This is a genomic window from Nonomuraea sediminis, assembly GCF_018531495.1.
In the GTDB taxonomy this organism is placed as follows: Bacteria; Actinomycetota; Actinomycetes; order Streptosporangiales; family Streptosporangiaceae; genus Nonomuraea; species Nonomuraea sediminis.
Genome location: NZ_JAHDTI010000006.1, coordinates 197539 through 221919, shown reverse-complemented (window position 1 = coordinate 221919; position 24381 = coordinate 197539). Strand labels below are relative to the sequence as shown.

General features: G+C 71.3%; 23 protein-coding genes. 14 read left to right on the top strand and 9 right to left on the bottom strand.

Annotation, left to right across the window (positions count from 1 at the left end; genetic code table 11):
• The first annotated feature begins 78 nt into the window (after positions 1–78).
• Positions 79–1677 carry a hypothetical protein gene (locus tag KIK09_RS28050; protein ID WP_214322364.1) on the top strand — a complete coding sequence of 533 codons (1599 nt, stop codon included), beginning with the start codon at positions 79–81 and terminating at the stop codon, positions 1675–1677.
• Here the strand turns inward: KIK09_RS28050 and KIK09_RS28045 are convergent.
• Genes KIK09_RS28045 through KIK09_RS28035 form a run of 3 tightly spaced genes read right to left on the bottom strand, consistent with a single transcriptional unit; the run spans position 1667 to position 5545 of the window.
• Entirely contained in the window at positions 1667–2446 is a 780-nt protein-coding gene (locus KIK09_RS28045; RefSeq protein ID WP_308164327.1) for an SAM-dependent methyltransferase, read from the bottom strand. The genes KIK09_RS28050 and KIK09_RS28045 overlap by 11 nt on opposite strands.
• Before the next feature lie 7 nt (positions 2447–2453).
• The gene (locus tag KIK09_RS28040) at positions 2454–3899 is read right to left on the bottom strand and encodes an ATP-binding protein (protein ID WP_214322363.1); all 1446 of its coding nucleotides are present in this window, start codon (positions 3897–3899) and stop codon (positions 2454–2456) included.
• The gene (locus KIK09_RS28035) at positions 3896–5545 is read right to left on the bottom strand and encodes an NAD(P)/FAD-dependent oxidoreductase (RefSeq protein ID WP_214322362.1); all 1650 of its coding nucleotides are present in this window, start codon (positions 5543–5545) and stop codon (positions 3896–3898) included. The genes KIK09_RS28040 and KIK09_RS28035 overlap by 4 nt, the downstream gene beginning before the upstream one ends.
• A gap of 83 nt (positions 5546–5628) precedes the next feature.
• Here KIK09_RS28035 and KIK09_RS28030 point away from each other — a divergent pair, with 83 nt between their 5' ends.
• Complete coding sequence (locus KIK09_RS28030) at positions 5629–6201, top strand: TetR/AcrR family transcriptional regulator (protein ID WP_214322361.1); 573 nt, start codon at positions 5629–5631, stop codon at positions 6199–6201.
• On the opposite strand, the gene KIK09_RS28025 is transcribed toward KIK09_RS28030, so the two are convergent.
• From KIK09_RS28025 to KIK09_RS28015, 3 genes are read right to left on the bottom strand one after another with little or no spacing between them, the layout of a single operon-like run.
• Positions 6191–6952 carry an SDR family NAD(P)-dependent oxidoreductase gene (locus tag KIK09_RS28025; RefSeq protein ID WP_214322360.1) on the bottom strand — a complete coding sequence of 254 codons (762 nt, stop codon included), beginning with the start codon at positions 6950–6952 and terminating at the stop codon, positions 6191–6193. The genes KIK09_RS28030 and KIK09_RS28025 overlap by 11 nt on opposite strands.
• A gap of 9 nt (positions 6953–6961) precedes the next feature.
• Entirely contained in the window at positions 6962–7819 is an 858-nt protein-coding gene (locus KIK09_RS28020; RefSeq protein ID WP_214322359.1) for an RNA polymerase sigma-70 factor, read from the bottom strand.
• On the bottom strand, positions 7816–8676 hold the full coding sequence (locus KIK09_RS28015; RefSeq protein ID WP_214322358.1) for an NAD-dependent epimerase/dehydratase family protein: 861 nt from the start codon (positions 8674–8676) through the stop codon (positions 7816–7818). Before KIK09_RS28015 ends, KIK09_RS28020 begins: the two co-directional genes overlap by 4 nt.
• A gap of 110 nt (positions 8677–8786) precedes the next feature.
• Here KIK09_RS28015 and KIK09_RS28010 point away from each other — a divergent pair, with 110 nt between their 5' ends.
• Positions 8787–9449 (top strand): ThuA domain-containing protein, encoded by a 663-nt coding sequence (locus tag KIK09_RS28010; RefSeq protein WP_214322357.1) that lies wholly within the window; start codon positions 8787–8789, stop codon positions 9447–9449.
• Here the strand turns inward: KIK09_RS28010 and KIK09_RS28005 are convergent.
• Entirely contained in the window at positions 9433–10053 is a 621-nt protein-coding gene (locus KIK09_RS28005) for a MerR family transcriptional regulator (RefSeq protein WP_214322356.1), read from the bottom strand. The genes KIK09_RS28010 and KIK09_RS28005 overlap by 17 nt on opposite strands.
• Before the next feature lie 15 nt (positions 10054–10068).
• Complete coding sequence (locus tag KIK09_RS28000) at positions 10069–10905, bottom strand: LysR family transcriptional regulator (protein ID WP_214322355.1); 837 nt, start codon at positions 10903–10905, stop codon at positions 10069–10071.
• A gap of 597 nt (positions 10906–11502) precedes the next feature.
• On the opposite strand from KIK09_RS28000, the gene KIK09_RS27995 reads away from it, so the two are divergent.
• The 9 genes from KIK09_RS27995 (at position 11503) to KIK09_RS27955 (ending at position 21762) form a co-directional block, all read left to right on the top strand.
• Positions 11503–12579, top strand: coding sequence for a thiolase C-terminal domain-containing protein (locus KIK09_RS27995; RefSeq protein WP_214322354.1), 1077 nt, complete (start codon positions 11503–11505; stop codon positions 12577–12579).
• Between the two features lie 912 nt (positions 12580–13491).
• Complete coding sequence (locus KIK09_RS27990) at positions 13492–14028, top strand: RNA polymerase sigma factor (protein WP_214322353.1); 537 nt, start codon at positions 13492–13494, stop codon at positions 14026–14028.
• Positions 14025–15179 carry a hypothetical protein gene (locus tag KIK09_RS59425; RefSeq protein ID WP_275956300.1) on the top strand — a complete coding sequence of 385 codons (1155 nt, stop codon included), beginning with the start codon at positions 14025–14027 and terminating at the stop codon, positions 15177–15179. Before KIK09_RS27990 ends, KIK09_RS59425 begins: the two co-directional genes overlap by 4 nt.
• Positions 15180–15636: 457 nt before the next feature.
• Positions 15637–16506 (top strand): MurR/RpiR family transcriptional regulator, encoded by an 870-nt coding sequence (locus KIK09_RS27980; RefSeq protein WP_214322352.1) that lies wholly within the window; start codon positions 15637–15639, stop codon positions 16504–16506.
• Positions 16503–17249: a sugar isomerase domain-containing protein gene (locus KIK09_RS27975; protein ID WP_214322351.1), complete on the top strand. Its 747-nt coding sequence runs from the start codon at positions 16503–16505 to the stop codon at positions 17247–17249. The genes KIK09_RS27980 and KIK09_RS27975 overlap by 4 nt, the downstream gene beginning before the upstream one ends.
• 148 nt (positions 17250–17397) lie before the next feature.
• Positions 17398–18741 (top strand): cellulose binding domain-containing protein, encoded by a 1344-nt coding sequence (locus tag KIK09_RS27970; RefSeq protein WP_214322350.1) that lies wholly within the window; start codon positions 17398–17400, stop codon positions 18739–18741.
• Positions 18742–18815: 74 nt separating this feature from the next.
• Complete coding sequence (locus tag KIK09_RS27965) at positions 18816–20066, top strand: extracellular solute-binding protein (protein ID WP_214322349.1); 1251 nt, start codon at positions 18816–18818, stop codon at positions 20064–20066.
• A complete protein-coding gene (locus tag KIK09_RS27960) occupies positions 20066–20947 on the top strand; it encodes a carbohydrate ABC transporter permease (RefSeq protein WP_214322348.1) in 882 nt (293 codons plus the stop codon). Before KIK09_RS27965 ends, KIK09_RS27960 begins: the two co-directional genes overlap by 1 nt.
• Complete coding sequence (locus tag KIK09_RS27955) at positions 20944–21762, top strand: carbohydrate ABC transporter permease (RefSeq protein ID WP_214322347.1); 819 nt, start codon at positions 20944–20946, stop codon at positions 21760–21762. Before KIK09_RS27960 ends, KIK09_RS27955 begins: the two co-directional genes overlap by 4 nt.
• Here the strand turns inward: KIK09_RS27955 and KIK09_RS27950 are convergent.
• Complete coding sequence (locus tag KIK09_RS27950; RefSeq protein WP_214322346.1) at positions 21752–22684, bottom strand: N-acetylglucosamine kinase; 933 nt, start codon at positions 22682–22684, stop codon at positions 21752–21754. The two genes, KIK09_RS27955 and KIK09_RS27950, sit on opposite strands and share 11 nt — an antisense overlap.
• Before the next feature lie 79 nt (positions 22685–22763).
• Here KIK09_RS27950 and KIK09_RS60145 point away from each other — a divergent pair, with 79 nt between their 5' ends.
• Positions 22764–23633 carry a MurR/RpiR family transcriptional regulator gene (locus KIK09_RS60145; RefSeq protein ID WP_214322345.1) on the top strand — a complete coding sequence of 290 codons (870 nt, stop codon included), beginning with the start codon at positions 22764–22766 and terminating at the stop codon, positions 23631–23633.
• A 2-nt stretch (positions 23634–23635) separates the two neighbouring features.
• Positions 23636–24370: a sugar isomerase domain-containing protein gene (locus KIK09_RS27940; RefSeq protein WP_214322344.1), complete on the top strand. Its 735-nt coding sequence runs from the start codon at positions 23636–23638 to the stop codon at positions 24368–24370.
• The last annotated feature ends 11 nt before the right edge of the window (positions 24371–24381 follow it).

The following is a 24381-nucleotide window of genomic DNA, read 5'->3' as shown; positions in this document are numbered from 1 at the left end:
GATGGATCAGGGGGACCGATGACGCTTGCACCTGTTCGCACCAGACCTCCCGCCGCACCTTCCAGCCCGCGAAGATCGGTGACCTGGGTCCTGGTGGGCGGGTGGATCGCGCAGCTGGCCGTACGGCTGTGGCTGTTCCGCTACCACACGGGCCCGGTGGCCAACCCGGACGAGACCGGCTACCTGCTCGCCGCCCGGTGGCTGGCCGGCGGACCCGGCGGCGACCTGTCCGGCTCGACCTTCTACCAGGGCGGATATCCGCTGCTGCTGGTGCCGGTGTTCTGGGTGACCGCGGACCCCGAGACCGCCTACCGGCTGGTGGTGGCGATCGGCTCGATGGCCGCGGCCACCGCGTTCCCCCTGGCGTACCTGGCGCTGCGCCGCCTGCGGACGGGCACGCGTCCCGCGCTGCTGCTGGCCTTCGTGGCCGGGCTGTGCCCCGCGCTGATGGAGTTCTCCGGGTTGGCGCTGACCGACGCGATCCTGCCGACGCTGGTGCTCGGCTGGCTGATCGCGCTCCACGACCTTACGGCGGGCAGATCCGGGATCGTGGCCGGAGCGCTGGCAGGCTACGCCACGACGGTGCACATGCGAGGCACGATCATCTTCGGGGTCTTCGTCGTCGTGGTCGTCGCCCTGCTGCTCACCCGCCGGGTGCCGCGATCGGCCGCGCTGAAGTCGCTGGCCGTCGCGGGGATCGTGGCCGCGGCCGGGCTGGCGCTCAACCGGGCCGTGTCGGCGGCGCTCTACCCCGATGGCGTGCGCGACCTCTCGGGAATGCTGGCCGACCGGCTCACCGGCGCCGACGGCCAGGCCTGGGCGCTGTCCGGCGCGCTCGGCCAGCTCTGGTACCTGGTCACCGCCACCTGGGGCCTGGCCGGGGTGGGCATGGCGGGCGCCAGCGTGGTCGCGCTCAGGCGGGGCGGGCTTCCCGGCCCGCGCGTGCTGGCCGCCACGCTCCTGCTGACGACGCTGGGCATCGCCTACACCTCTTCGGCCGCGCTCCCCGACGAGCACCGGGTCGGCAACTACGTCTACGGTCGCTACACCGCCTGCGTCGCCGCCGCCTGGCTCCTCGCGGGCCTGATCGTCCTGCTGCGCCTGCCCCGCCCCGCCGCCGTACGGCGGACCCTGGCGGGAGCCGGGATCCTGGTGGCCGCGGGGGGAGCGGCCGCCTGGTACGCGGGGGACCGGCTGACCACCTACAACTTCATCGCCTTCGACTTCCCCGAGGTGAACTTCCTGACCAGAACCTGGGACCACCTCGACCTGGTCGCCGCCTCGGCCGCCGCGCTGGCGATCCTGGCCTGCCTGGCGGCGATGGCGCTGTGGATGCCGCGCCGGGCCAGGCTGCCACTGGTCGCCGCCGGGGTGGCCGCCGTCCACCTGGCCTTCCTGGCCGACATCGCGCCCAAGGCCGCGCCCGCCGCCGGACCCGGCTGGCTGCCCGCGCCGCCACCCGGCAGGGTCGCGCTGGACACCCGGGTCTCGTGGCGCGTGTGGGTCCCGCTGACGTACCAGGTCTGGTGGACGGCGCTGGAGCGCTACCAGGGAGCCCCGCCCGCCGGGGCGTGCAGCGCGCTGACCCCGCTCACCTCGGGACCACCGGCGCACGGCTGGACCGCCACCGCCACCGGCAGCGACTGGGTCCTGTGGGCGTGCCCGGCTAGGGCTTGAGCGCGACGCCACCGAGGAGGTAGTCGCCCACCCCTTGCAGCGGGGCGAGTTCAGCCAGGTCGGGCCGCCATTCGGCCACGTTCACCAGCCCGGGCTCGACCAGGTCGAGCCCGTCGAACAGCGGCAGGATCTCCGCCCGCGTGCGCAGCCTGATGCCGGAGGTGGCCGCGTCGTAGACGTGGGAGATGTCGTCGGACTCGGCGGGCCGGTTGGGGCAGGCGTGCGAGAGCACCAGGTGGCTGCCCGGCGCCATCCGCTCCTTGAGCAGCCCGATCAGCCGCGCCGGGTCGTCGGAGTCCTGGACGAAGTGGAGCACGGCCACGACCAGCACCGCGACCGGCTCGGAGAAGTCGATCAGCTTGGCCTCGTCCATGATGGCCACCGGGTCGCGCAGGTCGCCCTGGACCACCTCCACGCCGCTGCGCGACCCGGCAAGCAGCGCGCGGGCATGGGTCAGCACGATCGGGTCGTTGTCGACGTAGACGACGTGGGCGTCCGGACCCGCCACCTCGTGCACGTTGCCCTGGGTCGGCAGCCCGGTGCCGATGTCCAGGAACTGCCGGATGCCCCGCCCGGCCAGATGCCGGACCGCGCGCTGCATGAACGCGCGGTTCTCCCTCGCGGCGTCCCTGGTCGCGGGCACGATCGCGAGGACTTTCTCCGCCGCCTCGCGGTCGGCGGCGAAGTTGTCCTTGCCGCCCAGGTAGTAGTCGTACATCCGGGCGACGTTGGGGATATGGGGATTTATCCCGACTGGGACCTGCTCCACGCGCCGATCATACAGCCGACGCCCCAGGAATCTCCCTGAGCGGCAGCCGTACCTCGAACCAGGTGTCGCCAGGCACCGAGCGGACCTTCAGCTCGCCGCTGTGGCGGCCGGCCACGATGCGGTAGGAGATGTCCAGGCCGAGCCCCGTGCCGTGCCCCACGGTCTTCGTGGTGAAGAACGGCTCGAAGATCCGGTCCTTGATCGCGTCCGGCACGCCGGGACCCGTGTCGCCGATCTCGATGATCGCCTCATCCTCGTCGTGCGCCGTCCTGATCGTCAGCGTGCCCTGCGAGCCCATCGCGTCCAGCGCGTTGGCGATGAGGTTCGTCCACACCTGGTTGAGCTCGCCGGCGTAGGCCGGGATCTCGGGCAGCGTCCTGTCGTAGTCGGTGACCACGTTGATGTCCGGCGGGATCTTGCCGCGGAAGATCGCGATCGTGCTGTCGAGCAGCTCGTGCGCGTCCACCATCTGGAACGGCGCCCGGTCCATCTGGGAGTACTGCTTGGCCGACGACAGCAGCGACGTGATCCGCTCGGTGGCCTCGGTGATCTCGCCCAGCATCTGCGAGATCTCCACCGCGTCGGCCAGCCAGCGCAGGGCCGCCCCGGCGTGCTCCTCGCCCACCTTGGAGCGGATCTTGGCCAGCGACTCCAGGCTGAACCCGGCGTTGACCAGCGAGGGCGCCAGGTCCCACGCGTCGGTCACACCGAGCTCCTCCAGCGCCTCGCCCACCTCGTCCTCGGCGTCGGACACCTCCATCGGCGTGCGCGGCGCCAGGGTGCCCACGGCCTGCGCGCAACCCTCGGCCATCTCGATGAGGTGCAGCAGCTTCTGCGGCGGTATCCCGTCGGTCGCCAACCCCGCCAGCTGCACGCGCGACTCCCTGATCAGCGTGCGCAGCTCGCTCACCGCCCGTACGGCTGCCGCCGCCGGGTTGTTCAGCTCGTGGGTGAGCCCCGCCGTGATCGTGCCGAGCGCGGTCAGCCGCTGGCGCCGGTCGATGATCTCCCGGGCGGCCCGCCCGCCGTACGTCATGCCTTCCAGCAGGTGCATGGCCATCGGGAACCACTCGGTCACGATGTAGCCGAACTTCTTGGCCGGCAGCGCGAACATCTTGGTGGGCGCGCAGGCCCGCAACGAGTGCTGGTAGGTGGCCGGCGCCCGGTTGCCCAGGTAGGCCGACACCGCCCCGCCGTACACGCCCGGCTGGGTCGAGCGCGGCTGCGCCACGGGACCGGCGTCGGTGTCGGTCGACATCTGGATCTCGCCCTCCATGAGGACGAAGAACGTCTCCGAGGGCTCACCCTGGCGCAGGATGAACTCGTCCTTGGCGTACTCGCGCACCTCGCCCTTGGCGGCGAGCAGGGTCAGCTGCTCGTCCGTCAGGCGCTCGAAGAGGAACAGCTTGCGCAGCGCGTCGATGTCGACAGTGCCGTCGATAGGGGTCGTCATTGCTTCTCCAGGTAGCGATGCACGAGCGCGACGGCCATCGCGCCCTCACCGACGGCTGAAGCCACCCGCTTGATCGAGTCGGCCCGCACGTCACCCGCCGCGAGCACGCCCGGCACGTTGGTCTCCAGGTAGTACGGCTCGCGGCGCAGCGTCCAGTTGCGCGGCCGCTTGCCGCCGTGCACCAGGTCGGGCCCGGTCAGCACGAACCCCTTCTCGTCGCGTTCGATCGTGTCGCCCAGCCAGGAGGTGTACGGCTCCGCGCCGATGAACACGAACAGCCACTGCGCGTCGACCGTGCGCTCCTCGCCCTTGGTGGCGACCGTCAGCCGCTCCAGGTGCCCGTCGCCACCGCCGCCGGTGACCTGGGTCTGCAGGTGCACCTCGATGTTCGGCTGCGCCTGGATCTGCTCGATGAGATAGTGCGACATGGACTTCTCCAAACCGTCACCCCTCACCAACAAATTGACCTTGCTGGCAAATCCCGCCAGGTAGACGGCCGCCTGGCCGGCCGAGTTGGCCGCGCCCACGATGTAGACCTCGCCGTCCTGGCACGAGGGCGCCTCGGTCAGCGCGGCGCCGTAGAAGACGCCCCTGCCCACGAAGTCGTCCAGCCCGGGCGCGTCCAGCCGGCGGTAGGTGACGCCGGTGGCCAGGATGACCGCGTGCGCCGCGATCTCCCCGCCGTCCTTGAAACCCACGACCCTGGCCTGGCCGCGCGGCTCCAGGCTGGTGACCTTGCGCGCGGTCAGCAGCTCCGCGCCGAACTTCAGCGCCTGCCTGCGCGCCCTGTCGGCCAGCTGCGCCCCCGACACGCCGTCGGGGAAGCCCAGGTAGTTCTCGATCCTGGAGCTCTGCCCCGCCTGCCCGCCCGAGGCGTGCGCCTCGACCAGCACGGTCCTGAGCCCCTCCGAGGCGCCGTAGACCGCCGCGCCCAGTCCCGCGGGCCCGCCGCCGATCACGATCAGGTCGTAGAAGTCGGTGGCCGGCGTCGTCGACAGGCCCACGGCCGAGGCGAGCGTGGCCTGGTCGGGCGACTCCATCGTGACGCCGTCCGCGGTGATCACCAGCGGCAGGTGGCAGTCCTCGCCCGCCGCGGCCACCAGCTGCGCCGCCTCGGGATCGTCGGACAGCATCCACTGGTAGGGCACGTGGTTGCGCGCCAGGAAGTCGCGCACCTGGTACGACGGCGCCGACCAACGGTCGCCCACCACGCGCAGCTCGGACCGCTCGACCCGTTCGGTGCGCTGCCAGGCGTCCAGCTGGCCGTCGATCACCGGGTAGAACTTCTCCTCCGGCGGGTCCCACGGCTTGAGCAGGTAGTGGTCCAGGTCCACGACGTTGATCGCCTGGATCGCCGCGTCGGTGTCGGCGTAGGCGGTCAAGAGCACCCGCCGCGCGTACGGATACATGTCCATCGCGGCCTCGAGGAACTGCACCCCGTTCATCTGTGGCATGCGGTAGTCCGCCAGGATCGCCGCGACGTCGTCGCCGCGCAGCCGCATCTCCTTGACCGCCTCGATGCCCTGCACGGAATCCTCGGCGCGGACGATCCGGTACTCCTGCCCGTACTTGCGTCTGAGGTCACGGGCGACTGCCCGCGACACGCCCGGGTCGTCGTCGACCGTCACGATGACCGGCTTGTCCATGCCCCTGCCTTCCCCTGAAGTCTTCTAAGGGAAGGATGTCATGTCTCGCCAAGTTAGTAAGCACTCACTCATATGCTGTGCGGATGAACACCCGCGATCGCATCATCGACGCCGCCGAGCAGGTCATCCGGGAGCACGGGATCGCCGGGGCGACGACCAAGCGCATCGCGCAGCGGGCCGACTGCTCCGAAGCCCTGCTCTACAAGCACTTCACCGGCAAGGAACGGCTGGTCCTCGCCGTGCTGCTCGAGCGGATGCCCGCACTGGCCCCGGCGCTCGCGCGGCTCGAGCTGGAGGCGGGCCGGGGAGACCTGGTGGCCAACCTCACGGCGTTCGCCCTGACCGCGCTGGACTTCTACACCAAGGCCGCCGGCATCGCCTCCGGCGTGATCGGCGACCCGCAGCTCCTGGCCGGGTTCCGCGAGATGCTCGCCACCGTCGGCGGCGGCCCCCACCTGCCCATCGAGCGCCTGGCGAGTTACCTGAGCGAGGAGCAGCGGCTCGGGCGCCTGGACTCCGCGCTCGACAGCGCGACGGCGGCCACGCTGCTCATGGGAGCCTGCTTCCACCGCGCAAATCTGTCGTACTTCGTCACGTTGCCGGATGAACCCGCCCGCTGGGCGCAGGACGTCGTGCGGGCGGCCGTCAGGCGATGACGCGGCTCTCGCCGCCGTCCACGAGCAGCGAGACGCCGTTCACGAACGAGGCGCGCTCGCTGGCCAGGAACGCCACCACGTCACCCAGCTCCTCGGCCCGCCCGACCCGGCCCAGCGGCACCCCGTTGGCCGCCAGCACCAGGCCCTCGTCGTCGCCGACCATCGAGCGCAGCCGGTCGGTGTCGAACGGCCCCGGGAGCACGTTGTTCACCAGCACCCCCTCGCCGCCCACCTCGCGGGCGACCGTACGGACGATGCCCGCGACCGCGGAGCGGGTCGCGTTCGACAGCGCCAGCCCGTCCAGCGCCTCGCGCACCGAACGGCTGGTGATCGTCACGATCCGCCCCCACCCGCGCGAGCGCATGTCAGGCAGTACGGCATGCATCAGCCGGACCGTGCCGAGCAGGTTGCGCTGGACCGCGATGTCCCACTCGTCGGGACCCATGTCCACGAAGCGCCCGGGCGGCGGCCCGCCCGCGTTGGCGACCAGGATGTCCACGGGGCCGAGCACCTCGCGCGTCTCGGCCACCACCCGGGGCGCCGCCTCCGGGTCCTCCACGTCGGCCAGCACGGCGTGCACCACGCCGCCGAACTCCTGCAGCTCGACGACGGCCTCGGCCAGCCGTTCCGGGTTGCGCGCGCTCACGCAGACGTTGCAGCCCTCCCGGGCCAGGCTCTTGGCCGAGGCGAGCCCCAGCCCCGAACTCCCGCCGGTGACCAGTGCGACCCTGCCGGTGATACCGAGATCCATAGGGGCAGACTATAGATCCTGCACGCGGCCCAGCTTGTCCGGGTTGGCCACGAGGAACACGTCGGCGACGAGTCCGTCGCGCATGCCGAAGGTGAGCAGCCGCGCGTCGTCCCCCATGGTGACCATGAGGGCGGCCTCGCCGTTGACCTCGAGCGGGTACCACTCGAAGCCGCTGTAGCGGCGGACCAGCCCGGCGAAGAACGCGAGCACCTTGTCGCGGCCCACGATCGGGTTGAGCGCCGCGCGGACCTTGCCGCCGCCGTCGCTCCACGACACGACGTCGTCGTGCAGCAGGTCGGTGAGCGCCGACAGATCGCCGCCGCCCGCCGCCTCGATGAAGCGGGCGAGCAGCTTGGCGTGCTCGCCGTCGGAGGGCTGGAACCTGTCACGGCCCGCGGCGAGGCGCTTGGCCGCGCGGGAGTGCAACTGCCTGGCGTTGGCCACGCTCGTGCCGACGATCTCGGAGATCTCCTCATACGGCAGCTCGAACGCCTCGCGCAGCACGAACGCCGCCCGCTCCGGCGGCGAGAGCCGCTCCATCAGGTGCAGCGTGGCGAAGGAGACGGTGTCGCGCAGTTCGGCGGTGTCCAGCGGCCCCGCCTGCGAGGTCAGCACCGGCTCGGGCAGCCACGGGCCCGTGTAGGCCTCGCGCTTGACCCGGGCCGAGCGCAGCTGGTCAAGCGCCAGCCGGGACACGATCGTCACCAGGAACGCGCGCGGCTCACGGACCTCGCTCTTGTCCGTGCTCTCCCAGCGCAGCCAGGCCTCTTGGACGACGTCCTCCGCGTCCCACATGCTGCCGAGCAGGCGGTAGGCCAGCCCGAGCAGCATGGGACGGAACTCCTCGAAATCCACGATTTGCATCATGCCTGCTCGTCCAGGAAGCAGGCGTACCGGGGCCGCCAGTTGAGCAGCAGCCTGGCGCGGGCGTTGTCGGCCCCGCGCAGGCGCGTCATGAACGCCGTCCCCCAGGAGCCGACCGCCAGCCTGGCCAGGAACTCCGGCACACGCTTCGGCGCGGGCGCGCCCAGCCGCTCGGCGAAGGCGGGCAGCCATTCACGGACCGTCAGCGGGGTGTCGTCCACCACGTTCAGCACGCCGGTCACGTTCCTGTCCAGCGCCGTGACGATCGACGTGGCCGCGTCGTGGGTGGTGGTGAAGGAGAAGACGGAGCCCCCGTCGCCCACGATCGGCATTTTGCCCGCCCGCACCGCCACGCTCGTCGAACCGTCCTTGGCGTAGACCGTGCCGGGGCCCGTGAGGTGACCGAAGCGCAGCACCAGGCCGCCCGCCCCGGCGGTCAGCTCCTCCAGTTCGGCCAGCGCCCGCCTGGCCGGGCGGAACTGCTTGGGCGGTCGCGCCCACAGCGGCGTGTCCTCGTCGGCCAGTCCCTCGCCCGGCTCGTAGGCGTAGGCCAGGCCCTGGGTGATGAGCCGCGCGCCGGGCGCCGCGTCGATCAGGTTCCGCGTCCCCTCCGTCCGCAACCGGTTCGTCAGCTCGAACTGCTCGGCGAACCTGCGCGGATCGATCTCCTTCGGGATCGCCGTCAGCAGGTGGACCACGGCGTCGGGGGCGGCCTGCCGTACGGCCCGCAGTGTCGCCTCGCGGTCGAGCACGTCGGCCAGCTTGCGCGACATGGGGATCACCTCGTGGCCTACGGCCTCCAGCAGTGGCACCAGCTGGCGGCCGATCACGCCCGTGGCCCCCGCGACCAGAACTCTCATGATCACTCCTTCGCAGTGCTCTTTGCAGCAGGACGGGGGACCACCCGCGTTTGTGACAGTGATCCGGGCCACGTATGGAAATGCCGCGTTGAGCGTGATGAGGTTGGGGCGTGGCGAGAAACCTGATCCTGTCTGGAGGCCCGTTCCACGACTTCGACGCCACGTCCGCCGCGCTCGCGGAGGTGCTGGCCGAGGTCGGCGTCGAATCCGACATCACCGAGGACATCGCGGGCGCGCTCGGGGAGCCGTCGGAGTACCAGCTCATCACCGTCAACGCGCTGCGCTGGCGGATGGGGCTCGACCGCTTCGCCGACCTCCGTGACCAGTGGGGATTCTCGTTACCCGCCCAGGCGCGCACCACCCTGCTCGACCACCTCGACCGCGGCGGCGGGCTGCTGTGCATGCACGCGGCCTCGATCTGCTTCGACGACTGGCAGGGCTGGCCGCGGGTGCTCGGCGGCTGCTGGACCTGGCCCAAGTCGCACCACCCGCCGCTGGGCTGGACCAGCGTCCGCGTGCACGGCTCGCACCCGATCGTCGAGGGGCTGCGCGACTTCTCCGTGGTCGACGAGGTCTACTCCGACCTGGACGTGCTGCCCGACGTCCGGCCGCTGGCCTCCGCCGACGGCCAGCCGCTCGTCTGGGCCCGCCCGGTACGGCGCGGCCGCGTCGTCTACGACGCGCTCGGGCACGACACCCGCTCCTACGACAACGAGATCCACCGCACCCTGCTGCAACGGGCGGCGCAGTGGGCGCTCAAGAACCCCGTGTGAACCTGCGGGCCGACTCCGACTCCTGAGCCAGGCGGCGCAGCGTGTCCAGGGCCCTGCCGTACAGGACCGTGCCGAGCACCAGGGACTCCACGGCGGCGTCACGCGGGCCGGTGAACGGGACGTGGTCCATCTCCACCTCCGTGACCAGCTTCTCGGCCGCGGCGGCATAGGGCCCCAGGTCCTGGGGGAGGCCGAGCTGGCGCATGCGGATCAGCGTGTGGGCCAGCTCGTCGCGGGTGGGGGCGTTCGGGGAGATGCGCCAGCCCAGCTCGGTGATGATGCGGTCGACCTCCTCGCGGGCCCACTCCTGGTCCGGCTCCGGCTCCGCCGTCTGGGCCAGGGCGTAGTGGGCGGTGCCCAGGACGAAGTGGAGGGGAAGCGACTCGTCCTCGACGGCCGCGATCACCTTCTTGATCCCGGCCACGGGGACCCGCCCCACCTCGAGCAGCGCCCGGATCATGCGCAGCCTGCGCAGGTGTGACTCGTCGTAGTCGGCGCGGGTGGCCGCCAGCTGCTCACCCGGGTGGAGCAGGCCCTCGCGCAGGTAGTACTTGATGGTGGCGATGGGAACCCCGGAGGTGGCGCTCAGCTCGGACATGCGCATCCGAGGACAATAGCGCTAGCCCGTTCTGGCCAGGTGGCGGGCCGCGTGCACCAGGTCGTGCACGTCCGACTGGCGGTTCCACAGGAACACCACCTCGATGGGCGGCACCTCCTCGACGATCGGCACGAACGCCAGCCGCTCCGGCACCGGCACCGTGTCCCTGACGCACAGTGTGTAACCGGCGCCGTCCTCGACCAGCTTCACCACCAGGTCGTGGGTGGGGGCTGCAGGGCCGAGGCGGGGGTGCAGGCCGTTGCGTACGAAGCCCTCCAGATAGCGGCCCGCGTCGGACTCGGGCGTGACCAGCGGCTCGGCGGCCAGGTCGGCGAGCGCGATCCGCTCCTGCGCGGCCAGGCCGTGATCGCGCGGGAGCAGCGCGCGGACCGGGGAACGCTGGATGAGCATTCGCGCCACGCTCCTGGGCAGCGAGCCGGGCGCGTAGCCCAGGCCCGCCTGGAGCGTGCCATCCATGATCGAGACGATCTGCTCGGCGGTGGGCATCGGGGCCACCCGCAGCCTCGGGTCGTGCAGCTCGGGCAGCAGGCGGGCCAGCATGTCGTCCAGCCCGTCGGCCACGCCGAGCCGCGAGGACCTGCCCTTGCCGCGGGCCGCGCTCACGGCCCGCTCGAACGCGTCCACCGCCACGGTGGCCTGCGCCAGGAACGCCTCGCCCGCCTCGGTGAGCTTCACGCCGCTCGACGAGCGGGTGAACAGCTCCACGCCGATGGCCTTCTCCAGAGCCTTCAGCTGCTCGGACAGGGTCGGCTGGGCGATGTGCAGCACGGTGGCGGCGCGGCGCAGACTTCCCGCGCGCGCGATCGCGATCGCGTACCGGACCTGGCGAAGATCCATCGCGCACCTCGATGCTGATAGGAGCGGGCTATCGGATGATGCCACCCCGCCCCGCAAAAGGGGATACCCAACACGCCCCGGTTAGATTGCCATCCAATGACAATCCCCACCACCCCCTTCTCTCACCCCGCGCGCCCTCACGCCCGCACCTCGCGCCGCGCCCCCGCACCTCGCGCCGCACCCCCGCACCTCGTGGCGCGCCCCCGCGCCTTGCTCCAGCGCAACGGGCGACCCGCCCTTCCCAGCACCGGTACGGCGAGCTGTGACGACGGCGGTTCCCGGCGCAACGTGTGCGGCGAGACCGCTCTGGCCTGGTCTCCGGGGGTCCGTGCGGCAAGCCTCCTGCGCCGGTACGGCGAGCTGTGACGGCGGCGAAGTTCGGCGCAACGCGTGCGGCGGTGAGTCCCTGACCCCGCCGAGATCGGGCACCGCGCCGGGGCGGTGAGATGTGGTGCGGGGTTCGTGTTGAGGCGGTACCGAGCAAGCGCTTGTCCTCACGACCGCGGAGCGTTACCGTGACGGCGAGCACCACACACGTCGCCCGCCGGGACGGATCGCGCCCCGCCCCGGCGGACGACTTCGAGGCTCGGGAGCCCCATGCAACCCTTCGCCGGACGCGCCCGCATCGCCGGGATCGGCATGACGGAGCTGTCCAGGCGGTCCGGCCGTACGGAGGAAGACCTGGCCGTGGCGGCCTGCCGTACCGCCTGCCAGGACGCGGGGATCGCGCCGGGAGAGGTCGACGCGGTGCTCAGCTACCACCTCGGAGACTCGGCGCCGGTGACGCAGGTCGCGCGGGCGCTCGGGATCGAGCGGCTGGGCTGGCACAACGACATCGCCGGCGGCGGCACCCAGGCGGCGTCCATCCTGGGCTCCGCGGCGATGCTGATCCACGCGGGGCTGGCGCGCCACGTCCTGATATATCGGGCGCTCAACGGCCGCTCCGGGCGTCGCATGAACACCGTCTCCACGGGCCCGGAGGAGGAGATCACCCAGAGGTACGGCATGGCCGGGCCGATCCCGCTGTTCGCCATGGCCGCCACCCGCTACCTGCACGACACCTCGCTCACGGCGGAGCACCTGCACGCCGTCGTCGCCCAGTCGCGCGACAACGCCAAGGCCAACCCGCGTGCCCTGCGCAGGGAGCCGCTGTCGTGGGAGGAGTACCTCGGCCGGCCGTACGTCTGCACCCCGCTGCGCACGGTCGACTGCTGCCAGGAGACGGACGGCGCCTGCGCCCTCCTCGTCAGCGCCACCCTGCCGGGCCCGCGCATCCACGCGGTCGTCCGCGGCGGCGGCCCCGGCTGCTCGACCATGGCCACCGCGCAAGACGTGTCGGCCATCTTCTCCTCCTACGTTGCCCCCATGCTCTGGGACGCCTCCGGCATGCGCCCCACGGACGTCGACACGGCCCTCCTCTACGACGCCTACTCCTGGCTCGTGCCCCGCCAGCTGGAGGACTTCGGGCTGGTACGGCGAGCGGACCTCGCCGACTACCTCCTCGGCCGCCACCACGCCTGGATCAACCCGCACGGCGGCCTCCTCTCGGAGGGCTACGTCCACGGCCTCAACAACGTCGCCCAAGCCGTCCGCGAACTCCGCACAGGCAAACAGGTAGCCCTCATCACCGGCTTCGGCGCCTCCTACGGCAGCGCCGCCCTCCTAACCTCATAACCCCCCACCCCTGCCCCCGCCAGCCTCCGCTCCTTCTACAACGTGCCTCCGCCCTCACCCGCGCTCCCACTACACCCCGCCCTCTGCGTCCGCCCGCCCCCCGCGTCCCCGCGCCCCCCCGCGTCCGCCCCGCGCGCCCTTGCGTTCGCCCCGCGCGTCCGCCTCGCGCACTCCGGTTCCCGTCGCACGCGCGCCCGCCGCACCTCGCCGCTCCCGTCCGCCCCTCGCGCCCCCACGTCCCGCCCCCACGCCTCCGCGTCTCCCGCGTTCGCCCCCGGCACTCCGGTTTCCTGGCGCATGCGCGCCCGCCGCATCCTCGCCCCTCGCGTCCCTCGCGCGCCCCCCGCATCCGCCCGCCCCCGCGTCCGCCCCCGCGCCCTCGCGTTCCCCCCGCGTACGCCCCCGCGACCCCGCGTGCGACCCCGTGTCCGCCCCTCGTGTCCGCCCCTCGTGGCCGCCCCCCGCGTCCATCCCCCGCGTCCCTCGCGTGCGCCCCCGCATCCGCCCTCGGCACTCTGCCCGCACTCCGCCCCCCGCGCCCTCGCGTGCGCCCCCGCGTCCGCCCTCGGCACTCTGCCCGCACTCCGCCCCCCGCGCCCTCGCGTGCGCCCCCGCGTCCGCCCTCCGTACTCCGGTTCCCGTCGCATGCGCGCTCGCTGCACCCTCGCCGTTCGCATCTGGCTCTCGCCGCCGCAGCTCCGCATCCCGGCTCTCGGCGCGCCCGCATTCCTGCGCGTGGATCCGGTGCTTGTCGGTTGGGCGCCGTTCGTGGGCTGCGTCGGCGTAGCCGGGTTGTGGTGGGCGGTGCCGTACTGCGGCTTTTTGGGAGGGAGGGTGAAATGGGGTGGAGGGTGTGGACATGTGGAGGTGATGGGGAAGCGCTGATTGTGGAGGGCGGCATGGGGCGTGCCTGTGGATGACAGCTCGCGTGGCCGGTTCGAGGCCGTGTACAGCCAGACGTACGAGCCGATCCTGGGCTATGCGTTGCGGCGGTGTGACTCTCCGGAGGACGCCGCTGATGTGGTGGCGGAGACGTTCGCGACCGCGTGGCGGCGCGTCGACGTGCTGCCGCCGGGGGACGAGGCCAGGCTCTGGCTGTACGGCATCGCCAGGAACATCCTGGCCAACCACCATCGCCGCCAGGCCAGGCGGCCCGTCGCGCTGGCCGCCGAGCTGGCCGATGTCTACGCCGGCCGCGGGCGGATCGTGCCGGAGGACAGCGTCGCGATGTCGGCGATCGCAGAAGCGTTCGGTGCGATATCAGATGACGATCGCGAGATTCTGTCACTTGTCGCCTGGGAGGGGCTGGACCACGGCGAGATCGCCACGGTTCTCGGCGCCTCGCGCAACGCCGTCCGTATCCGCCTGCACCGGGCTCGCAAGCGCTTCTCCAAGGCGCTGTCCAGGGTGGGCGTCACCGTCAACCGCTATGCCGTGGAGTCAGTGTGAACCCCGTTGACGAGCAGATCAGCAGGCTGGCCAGGATCAGCGACGAGTCCCTCGCGGGCCGCTCCACCACACCCGCCGCTCGCGCCCTCCTCCACACGATCCTCTCGAAGAGCCCAGGGGAGACGGTCCTCGCGGAGGGGCTGGGGGCGACGGTCCTCTCGGAGAGCCCGGGAGAGACGGTCCTCTCGGAGGGCTCGGCGATGACGGTCCTCACGGAGGACTCGGGGGAGACGATCCTCTTGGCGGGTCCGGGAGAGACGGTTCTCTCGGAGGGCTCGGGGGTGACGGACCTTTCGGAGGGCTCGGGGGTGACGGTCCTCTCGAAGAGCCCAGGGCAGGCGGTCCTCTCGGAGGGCTCGGGGGAGCGGGTCGGGCGGCGTGCGAGGTGGGGTTCGCGGAGGCGGATGGTCGTCGTGGGGGTGGCTCTCGCGGCGGCGGTCGCGGTGGGGGTTGTCGTGGGGCCGGCCGTACTGCCTGGTCGGGAGGGGACTGCTACGTCCTATGCGAACTCCGCGATCGAGATCGAGCAGCGCGGCGACGAGTGGGTGGCCAGGGTGAAGGATCCGTTCGCCGACCACGCGCAGTACCGCGAGGCGTTCCTGGCGGTGGGGCTGGACGTGGGGCTGGACCTGGTCCCGGTGTCGCCGCCGCGGGTCGGACAGGTGGTGCGTATGACGTTCGCCAACACGACCGAGCAGAGCGTGATCGGTGGGGCGCCGGAGCCCGCAGGGTGCAAGATCGGCCAGGACGGCTGCATGCTCGCGATCTCGGTGTCGCGGCGCTTCGCCGGCACCGGGACCGTGGTACTCGGGCGTCCGGCCAGACCGGGGGAGAAGTACCAGGATGCTGGGCCCGCGACGAGGAAGGGCGGGATGCTCGCCGGGTTCCGCGTGGACGAGCAGCGGGTGGGGACCGTCATGGCGGAGGTGCGCCGGCGCGGCCTCCGCGCGACATTCCAGGTCATCACGCCCAATGACGACGGTTTCAGCGTCGACCCCCATCATCAGCCCGCCCATGTAGGGGATGACTGGTGGGTCTGGGAGGCCGAGGCCGAGGAGGCAGGCGTGGTCCGTCTCCTGGTGACCAAGAAGCACCTCGCCAAGAACCCCATCTACGGCGGCCCCAAGCCCAAGGAGTTGACCCAGGAGTAGCGACCATCCTCACGTGGTACGGCATGCCGCACTCCACCTGGCCGATCCGGCGCCCGGGATGGGCGCCGCGTCGCGCGCCCGCGCATTGTGGATGTCGTGCTCCTGCTCAGGGACGCCGCGGTCCTGCATGTGCTGAGGGATGTCTGGTCCTGTGCGTGCTCAGGGATGTCGTGGTCCTGTGCGTGGTCACTGATGGCGTAGTCCTGTGCGCCCGCCCCACCGCTCGTGGGGTGGGCGCAGGTCGTGACGCTCCGGTGCGGGGACGTGGCAGGTGCCGCGCTCCGGACCGGGGCTCGTTGGCGTCGAGGGGTTGCGTCCGATCTCGTCGTGGTCGTAAGAGTCGACCCGGTGCTGGTGGCTCTCCGCAGGATGGGTGCGCCGGGCGCCCGGCAGGAGGTGTTAAGAATTATTGCCTGATGGCCTTGACGGGGAGTGTTCTGGGCATAATTATCACCGCATGGAGCTTCTGGCTCGGATGCGGGCTGAGCGGCAGGACATGCCCGAGGCGTTGAAGAAGGTGGCCGATGCCATCCTGGAGACCCCGGGTGAGGCCGCGAGGCTGACCATCGTGGATCTGGCCGAGCGGAGCGGGACGTCGACGGCGACGATCACGAGGTTCTGCCGGGCCCTGGGTTTCGCCGGGTACGCCGAGCTCAGGGTGGCGATCGCCACCGAGACCGGGCGGCGCGAGCGGCAGACCTGGCACACGGACATCGGCCAGGAGATCCGGCCGGACGACCCGCTCGAAAGGGTCCTCGAGGTGGTGTCCGGCAACGACACCCGGCTGATCCAGGAGACGGGCGACCAGCTGGATCTGGCCGTGGTCGAAAAGGTGGCGCAGGCCATCTCGCGGGCCGGGCGGGTGCTGCTGTTCGGCGTGGCCAGCAGCGCGGCGGTGGCCAACGAGATGGAGTACCGCCTGCAACGCATGCGCGTCCCCACCTGGAGCAGGTCCGACGCCCACAAGGCGCTCACCGACGCGGCCCTGCTCGGTCAGGGCGACGTGGCGATGGGCATCTCGCACAGCGGCCGTACCAGGGAGGCCATCGAGGTGCTGGCCGAGGCGGGCAGCCACGGCGCGATCACGGTGGCGGTCACCTCGCACCCGCGTTCGCCGCTGGCGGAGGTGGCCGAGCTGGTGCTGACGACGTCCGCCAGGGAGACGACGTTCAGGTCGGACGGGTTCGCGGCGATCCACTCCCAGCTGCTGGTGCTGGACGTCGTCTACGTCTCGGTAGCCCAGCGCACCTACGAGCGCACCAAACAGGCCTTCGACGTCACCGTCCGCGCGATAACCGGACATCGCCTCCCGGAAGACGACACATGACGATAAAGCCAGAGAACTTCGCGCACCACATCGCCACCCTCGTCGCGACGATCCCGGAAGACCCGGCCATCGAGCAGGCCGCCACCCTGTTCACCAGGACCGTCGAGTCCGGCGGCGTGATCCACGCCTTCGGCTCAGGCCACTCCGAGGCCGTCGCGATGGAGATCGCCGGACGCGCCGGCGGCCTGGTCCCCACCAACCGCCTCGCCCTCAGAGACATCGTCCTGTACGGCGGGGCCGCCCGCGAGGAGCTCGACCGCTACGACCTCGAACGCGACCCGGCCGTGGCGCACGCCATCCTCGAGCACGCCCCGATCCACGAGGACGACCTCTTCGTGGTCATCTCCAACTCCGGCGTGAACGGCGTGGTCGTCGAGCTGGCCACGCTGGTCAAGGAGCGCGGTCACGACCTGATCGCCATCACCTCCCGCGCCCACGGCGGCGCCGCCACGTCCCGCCACCCCTCGGGCCGCAAGCTGACGGACCTGGCCGACGTCGTCCTGGACAACCGGGCCCCGTACGGCGACGCCGTACTGCCCCTGCCGGAAGGCGGCGCGACCGGCGCCGTCTCGACCATCACCTCTGCCCTGATCGCTCAGCTCGTGGTCACCGCGACGGTGCGGAACCTGCTGGCGTCAGGGCACGTCCCGCCCGTCTACCTGTCGGCCAACGTCCCCGGGGGCGACGGCCACAACCTCAGGCTCGAGGCCCAGTACGCGGGCCGCATCCGCCGCGGCGCCTGACACCAAAGCCAGGGCAACCAAGCCAGGGCGACCAAGCCAGGGCAACCAAAGCCGGCGCGCCCGAGAGCCTGAGGAGCGAGAAGGACCGACGACAGCTCTGTTCGGCATGCGCACGTTTCGGGGGTCGACCACCTAGGAGAGCCCAGCCATGTCACGAAATTTCGGGAAAGTCCTCGGAGTCTTAGCGGCCACCACCCTCGCGAGCGCCCTGCTCGCGACCACCCCCGCGGCCGCCCAGCAGGCCGTCCGCCTGCAGTACAGGACCAGCTCGGCCACCCCCACCACGGCCCAGGCCGAGCCCTGGTTCCAGCTCTTCAACGACGGCACCACCCCGATCCCGCTCAACCAGGTCAAGATCCGCTATTACCTCACAGGCTCGGAGACCTACCGCTTCGCCTGCTCCTGGGCGGTGGTGAGCTGCTCGACCGTGACCGGCCAGTTCGTCCGCCAGACAGGCGCCGACCAGTACCTGGAGGTCGGCTTCACCGGCGGGACGCTGGCCCCCGGCGCCACCACCGCCGACCTGCAACTGCGCTTCTACCGATTCGACTGGCAGAACTTCGACCAGAGCGACGACTACTCCTTCGGCCCCCAGCCGACCTACGCCGACTGGGGCAAGGCGACCGTCTACGTCAACGGAGCCCTGGCCTGGGGCACCCCCCACGGCAGCGAGCCGACCCCGACGCCGACCATCACCCCGACCGGCAACCAGGGCACCCTGTTCGACGACTTCTCCTACACCGGCTCGTCCGACCCGAGGCTGGCCCAGCGCGGCTGGACCGTCCGCTCGAGCTCCGGCGGCCCAGGCGTGCCCGGCGCCACCTGGGACCCGGCGGCCGTCACGTTCCCCGGCGGCCTGCTCACGCTCGACTCGAGCACCAACGGCTCCACCACCGTCCAGACCGAGCTGTCCACCGCCAACCGCAAGTTCCACGAGGGCACCTACGCCGCCAGGGTCCGCTTCAGCGACGCCCCCACGACCGGCCCCGACGGTGAGCACGTGGTGCAGACGTTCTTCACCATCACCCCGCTGCGCTACAACATGGACCCGGACTACGGGGAGCTCGACTTCGAGTACCTGCCCAACGGCGGCTGGGGCGAGCCGGGCGACATCCTCTACACCACCAGTTGGGAGACCTACCAGGCCGACCCGTGGCAGGCGGTGAACACCCACACCGAGGAACGGGCGAGCTTCGCCGGCTGGCACGACCTGGTGATCCAGGTCTCCGGCGGCCGCATCCGCTACTACGTCGACGGCCGCCTGTTCGCCGACCACGGCGATATTTATTACCCGGAGACCCCGATGTGGATCATGTTCAACCAGTGGTTCATCGACCTGCAGCCCGGCTCGGCGCCGCGCACCTACCGCGAGCAGGTCGACTGGCTCTACTACGCCAAGAACGAGGTCGTCTCCCCGTCCGACGTCCAGACCAGGGTGACCGCCTTCCGCGCCGCCGGCACCACGTTCACCGACACCGTCCCCAACCCCTGATCCCGGTACGGCATGCCGTACGCGGACCCGTGTCAAAGGCATGCCGTACACCCACCCCCCACCGAGAAGGCATCATGCGACACCCCCTCACCGCAGCGGTCGCGGTGCTGGCGCTGGCGGCCTGCGGGTCCCCGGCGCAGCAGCCGGCGGCCACGCAGGGCCCGGCCAGACTGACCGTCTGGATCATGGACGGCAGCGTCACCAAGGACCTGCTCAAGTCCTTCGAGACCGACTACGAGCACGCGCACCAGGGCGTCGACCTGGACATCCAGATCCAGGCCTGGGACGGCATCGGCGAGAAGGTCACCGCCGCCCTGGCCAGCACCGACGCCCCCGACGTGATGGAGGTCGGCAACACCCAGGTCGCCCAGTACGCGGCGAGCGGCGGCGTCACCGACCTGACAGGCAAGGTGGCCGACCTGCACGGCCAGGACTGGCTGCCGGGCCTGGCCCAGCCGGGCAACATCGACGGCAAGCAGTACGGCATCCCGTGGTACGCGGCGAACCGGGTGGTCGTCTACAACAAGGACCTGTTCGCCAAGGCGGGCATCAAGGCCCCGCCCACCACCCGCGACGAATGGCTGACCATCACCAGGAAGCTCAACAAGGCCCCGGACCAGGGCATCTATCTGACCGGCCAGACCTGGTACGCCCTGGCCGGCTTCATCTGGGACGAGGGCGGCGACCTGGCCGTCCAGGAGGGCGGCAAGTGGAAGGGCGCCCTGGACAGCCCGCAGGCGCTGGCCGCCATGGACTTCTACAAGCGGCTCCAGGCGCTCGGCAGGGGCCCCAAGGACGCCGACGAGGCCAACCCGCCCCAGCACGAGGTCTTCGCCCAGGGCAGGACGGCCCAGATCATCGCGGTCCCCGGCATCACCGCCCGCGTCCTCGAGGTAGAGCCAGGCATGAAGAACAAGATCGGATATTTCCCGATTCCGGGGAAAAATCCGGATAAGCCGGGGAGTGTGTTCACTGGGGGCTCCGACCTGATCGTCCCTGCCGCATCCAAGCACCAGGACCAGGCCTACGAGGTCGTCAAGGCCCTGGCCGGCGAGAAGTTCCAGACCGACCTGGCCAGGACCATGAGCTTCGTCCCCAACAGGACCTCGCTCGCCGGCGTGCTGGACTCCGACGAGGGCACCGCCGCCATGGCCAGGGCCGCCGCCAACGGCCGGGCCACCCCCAACACGCCCAACTGGGCCGCCGTCGAGGCCACCACCGTCATCAAGCAGTACATGACGGCCGTGCTCACCGGCGCGGACCCGGCCGCCGAGGCGCGGAAGGTCTCCGCGGCGATCACCACGACGCTCAACAGCGGATCCTGATGCTCAGAAAGCGTGATCTCTGGGCGTACCTGCTCATCGCGCCCACTGTGGTCGGCGCCGCCTTCCTGCTGGTCTACCCGATGCTGAAGGCGGCGGTGATCTCCTTCCAGCACTTCAGGATGGGCGAGCTGATCAGGGGCGGCGCCGCGTTCGCCGGGTTGGACAACTATCTCGAGCTCGTCAGGGGGCAGGAGTTCTGGCGCGTGGTGCTGCGCACGGCGGTGTGGACCGCGATCAACGTGGTGCTCATCGTCGTGCTGTCGACGCTGGTCGCGCTGCTGCTGGCCCGGCTGCGGCGCGGCCTGCGGGTGGCCCTGATGAGCGCGCTGGCGCTGGCCTGGGCCACCCCGGTCATCGCCGCCACCACGATCTTCCAGTGGCTGTTCCAGTCGGAGCTCGGCGTGGTGAACTGGCTGCTGGTCCAGGCGGGGCTGACCGGGTTCCGCGGGCACAGCTGGTTCGCCGACGGGCCGTCGATGTTCGCCGTGCTGGTGATCCTGGTGGTCTGGCAGTCGGTGCCGTTCGCCGCGCTCACGCTCTACGCCGGGCTCACCACGATCCCGGCGGAGCTGTACGAGTCCGCCAGGATCGACGGCGGCACCGGATGGCAGGTGTTCTGGCGGGTGACGGCGCCGATACTGCGGCAGCTGTTCGCGCTGGTGGCCTCGCTCGAGGTGATCTGGGTGGCCAAGTGCTTCCCGCAGATCTGGGTGCTCAGCCAGGGCGGGCCCGACGGCGCCACCACCACGCTGCCCGTCTACGCCTTCCGCGTCGCCCGCTCGCTGCACCGCTACGACCTCGGCTCGGCCGTGGCCATGCTGACCGTGGTGCTGCTGGCCGTGGCCCTGATCAGCAACCTGCGCAGGATGGTCCGCTCATGAGGAGGCTCGCGCTCAACGCCACGGCCGTCGCCGTCCTGATCGTGACGATCTTCCCCGTGTACTGGATGTTCGCCACCGCGTTCAAGCCGACCAGGGAGATCCAGGCGGAGACGCCGTCGTTCTGGCCGCTGCACCCCACGCTCGAGCACTTCGCGGCCGCCGTGCGGGCTGACGGGTTCTGGACCTACGCCCGCAACAGCCTCGCGGTCACCGCGGCGGCTGTGCTGTTCGCCCTGGTCGTGGCGCTGCTGGCGGCCTTCGCCGTGACGCGGCTGCGCTGGCGCGGTCGAGGGGCCTTCGTGCTCGGGGTCTTCGCCGCGCAGATGGCGCCGTGGGAGGCGCTGCTGGTGCCGATGTTCATCATCGCCAGGGACACCGACCTGCTCGACTCGCTGGCCATGCTGACCGGCGTCTACTTCATGATCACGCTGCCGTTCACGATCGTGACGCTGCGCGGGTTCCTGGCCGCGATCCCGGCAGAGCTGGAGGAGGCGGCGCTGGTCGACGGGTGCGGGCGCGCCGCCGCCTTCCGCAGGGTGGTCTTCCCGCTGCTGGCGCCGGGGCTGATGGCGACCTCGCTGTTCGGCTTCATCACCGCGTGGAACGAGTTCGCCTTCGTCAACGTGCTGATCATCAAGGCCAGGGACAAGCGGACGCTGCCGGTGTGGCTGTCGTCCTTCCGCGACGTGTTCGGCACCGACTGGGGCGCCACGATGGCCGCGGCCGGCCTGTTCGCGCTGCCCGCGCTGGTGCTGTTCCTGTTCCTGCAGCGGCGGGTGGGCGCCGGGATGACCGCGGGCGCCGTCAAAGGGTGAATGCCGCGTGCACCTGCTCAGGCTCGTCGAGCAGCTCGCGCGCGGCCAGCCACGCCGCCGCCCCAGCCGCGTCCCCCGCGGTGCGCACGTCGTAGTCCTCGAGCAGGTCACGTACGGCCTGCCGTACCGGACCCGCGGAGGTCAGCACGCTGCCGGTGAGCACCACGGGACCGCCGGCGTGCACCCGTTGCAGCGTGGCGACCAGGTGCCTGGCCGCCTCGGCCGCGATCGCGGCGGCGGCCGGGTCGCCGGCCTCGAAGGCCTGGCTGACCAGCGCCGACAGGGCGGCCAGACGCATGTGGTCGGCCTGCGCGAGCCGGACGATCCGGTCGGCGAGCCCGCGCGGCGGCAGGTCGGCGGCCGAGCCCAGGAAGTGCTCGATCACGAGCGCCCCGAGCACGCCGGTCGGCTCGCCGCGGTCCAGGGCGTGCACGGTGGCCTTGGCCGCCTCCCGGCCGATCCAGAACCCGGACCCGTAGTCGCCCAGCAGCCATCCGAGCCCGTCAGCGATCGCGTCGAGCTCGAACCCGGCCATGCGGGCGGCGTCCGCACCTGTCCCCGACAGCAGCACCGAGCCGTCAGGGGAGGAGGCGCCCGCCGCGTAGCCGATCGGCAGGTCGCCGATGGTCCGCGGGCCCGCGGGGATGCCTCGCGCGGCCCAGACCTTGGCGAGCTCGGACGCCAGCTCGTCGGCGCTCCCCGCCACGCCCGCCAGGGAGGCGACCACGTCCCCGGGATCCACCTGGGCGGTGGCCTGGTCGAGCGCCGCGGCGATCGCCGACACCGCCTTCGCGAGCCCGTGGGCGGTGGGATTGCCGGGACCCGCCTTGGCGTAGCCGACCCGTGTGCCGTCGAGCGCGTGCACGGAAACGCGCGTGGAGGTGGCGCCGGCGTCAACACCGATCACGAGCGATTTAGTCACGGTTGGATTGTGGGTCTTGACGTGACCGGGAAGCAAGAATAATTTTCGCCAGAAGACCGGGTATTCGGAAGGAATATTCGTGACTTCAGGTGCCCTAGGCCGTATCGAGACCGAGCTCCCCGCATTGCCGGAGGCGCTGCGCCGGGTGGGCGAGGTGATCCTGGGCGCGCCGGCCGAGGCCGCCCGCTCCACGATCATTGAGCTGGCCGAGCGCGCGGGCAGTTCACCCGCGACCGTGACCAGGTTCTGCCGGGCCTTCGGCTTCTCCGGTTACGCCGAGCTGCGGGTCGCGCTGGCCACCGAGACCGGCAGGGCCGCGCAGGCGGGCTGGGGGGCGGGCGTCGGCCACGAGATCGGCCCCGACGACCCGCTGGACGCGGCCATCGAGGTGATGGCCGCCGCCGACACCCGGCTCATCCAGGACACCGCCGCCCAGCTCAACCTCGAGACCGTCGCCCAGGTGGCCGACGCGGTCGTGGTGGCCCGCCGCGTGCTGCTGTTCGGCGTGTCCACCAGCGGGAACGTCGCCAAGATGCTGGAAGGGCGGCTGCGCAGGATCGGCATGCCGTGCTGGAGCGCGGGCGACGCCCACGAGGCGCTGTCGGAGGCCGCGCTGCTCGGCCCCGGCGACGTCGCCATCGGCATCAGCCACCGGGGCCGCACCCGCGAGGTGATGGAGGCCCTGGTCGAGGCCGGCAGCCACGGTGCCATGACGGTCGCGGTCACCTCGTTCGCCCGCTCGCCGCTGGCGGAGCTGGCCGGATTAGTGCTGACCACCGCCAGCAGGGAGACGACGTTCAGGCTCGGCGGCCTGGCCGCGGTCCACTCCCAGCTGTTCGTGCTGGACGCCGTCTACGTGGCGGTCGCGCAGCGCACCTACGAGCGCACCAACCAGGCCTTCGAGCTGACCATCAGCGCCGTGGAGAGTCATCGGGTGGAGAGAGGCTGATCTTGTCCTACGCAACACAGGTCCTGGAACTGGCCCGCGAGGTCGCCGAATCCCAGCGCGACCAGATTCGGCGGGCCGCCGACCTGGTCGTGGCGGCCATCAGGGCCGACGGCGTCGTCAACGCCTTCGGCTCGGGCCACTCCGAGGCCATCGCCATGGAGATCGCCGGACGCGCCGGCGGCCTGGTCCCCAGCAACCGCCTCACCCCCAGAGACCTCGTCCTGTACGGCGGGCAGCCCCCATCCGTGCTCACGCCAGAACTCGAACGCGACCCCGCGGTCGCCCAGCAGATCCTCGACCTGGCGCCGGTACAGCCGCAGGACGTGTTCGTCCTGATCTCCAGCTCCGGCGTGAACGGCGTGGTGGTCGAGCTGGCCGGGCTCGTCAAGGACCGCGGCCACCAGCTGATCGCCATCACCTCGGTCAAGCACTCCACCCAGATGACCTCGCGCCACCCGTCGGGCCGCAAGCTGCTCGACCTGGCCGACGTCGTGCTCGACAACGGCGCGCCGTACGGCGACGCCATCCTCGAACTGCCCGGCGGCGGCAGCTACGGTGCGGTGTCCACGATCACCTCGGCGCTGCTGGCCCAGCTGATGGTCACCGAGGCGGTCGAGCAGCTCGTGGCGCTCGGCGAGACGCCACCCATCTACCTGTCGGCGAACGTGGCCGGCGGTGACGAACACAACAAGGCCCTGGAGAACCGCTACGCAGGGCGGATCAGACGCGGAGCATAGGAAGTCAGGAG

Bases quoted from the DNA above. Each gene is read 5' to 3' on its own strand.
- KIK09_RS27965 (WP_214322349.1), top strand. From the start codon at position 18,816: ATGCGACACCCCCTCACCGCAGCGGTCGCGGTGCTGGCGCTGGCGGCC.
- KIK09_RS27995 (WP_214322354.1), top strand. From the start codon at position 11,503: ATGCAACCCTTCGCCGGACGCGCCCGCATCGCCGGGATCGGCATGACG.
- KIK09_RS28040 (WP_214322363.1), bottom strand. From the start codon at position 3,899: ATGACGACCCCTATCGACGGCACTGTCGACATCGACGCGCTGCGCAAG.
- KIK09_RS28005 (WP_214322356.1), bottom strand. From the start codon at position 10,053: ATGCGCATGTCCGAGCTGAGCGCCACCTCCGGGGTTCCCATCGCCACC.
- KIK09_RS28035 (WP_214322362.1), bottom strand. From the start codon at position 5,545: ATGGACAAGCCGGTCATCGTGACGGTCGACGACGACCCGGGCGTGTCG.
- KIK09_RS28000 (WP_214322355.1), bottom strand. From the start codon at position 10,905: ATGGATCTTCGCCAGGTCCGGTACGCGATCGCGATCGCGCGCGCGGGA.
- KIK09_RS27970 (WP_214322350.1), top strand. From the start codon at position 17,398: ATGTCACGAAATTTCGGGAAAGTCCTCGGAGTCTTAGCGGCCACCACC.
- KIK09_RS27980 (WP_214322352.1), top strand. From the start codon at position 15,637: ATGGAGCTTCTGGCTCGGATGCGGGCTGAGCGGCAGGACATGCCCGAG.
- KIK09_RS27960 (WP_214322348.1), top strand. From the start codon at position 20,066: ATGCTCAGAAAGCGTGATCTCTGGGCGTACCTGCTCATCGCGCCCACT.
- KIK09_RS27975 (WP_214322351.1), top strand. From the start codon at position 16,503: ATGACGATAAAGCCAGAGAACTTCGCGCACCACATCGCCACCCTCGTC.
- KIK09_RS28020 (WP_214322359.1), bottom strand. From the start codon at position 7,819: ATGATGCAAATCGTGGATTTCGAGGAGTTCCGTCCCATGCTGCTCGGG.
- KIK09_RS27955 (WP_214322347.1), top strand. From the start codon at position 20,944: ATGAGGAGGCTCGCGCTCAACGCCACGGCCGTCGCCGTCCTGATCGTG.
- KIK09_RS28015 (WP_214322358.1), bottom strand. From the start codon at position 8,676: ATGAGAGTTCTGGTCGCGGGGGCCACGGGCGTGATCGGCCGCCAGCTG.
- KIK09_RS28025 (WP_214322360.1), bottom strand. From the start codon at position 6,952: ATGGATCTCGGTATCACCGGCAGGGTCGCACTGGTCACCGGCGGGAGT.
- KIK09_RS28030 (WP_214322361.1), top strand. From the start codon at position 5,629: ATGAACACCCGCGATCGCATCATCGACGCCGCCGAGCAGGTCATCCGG.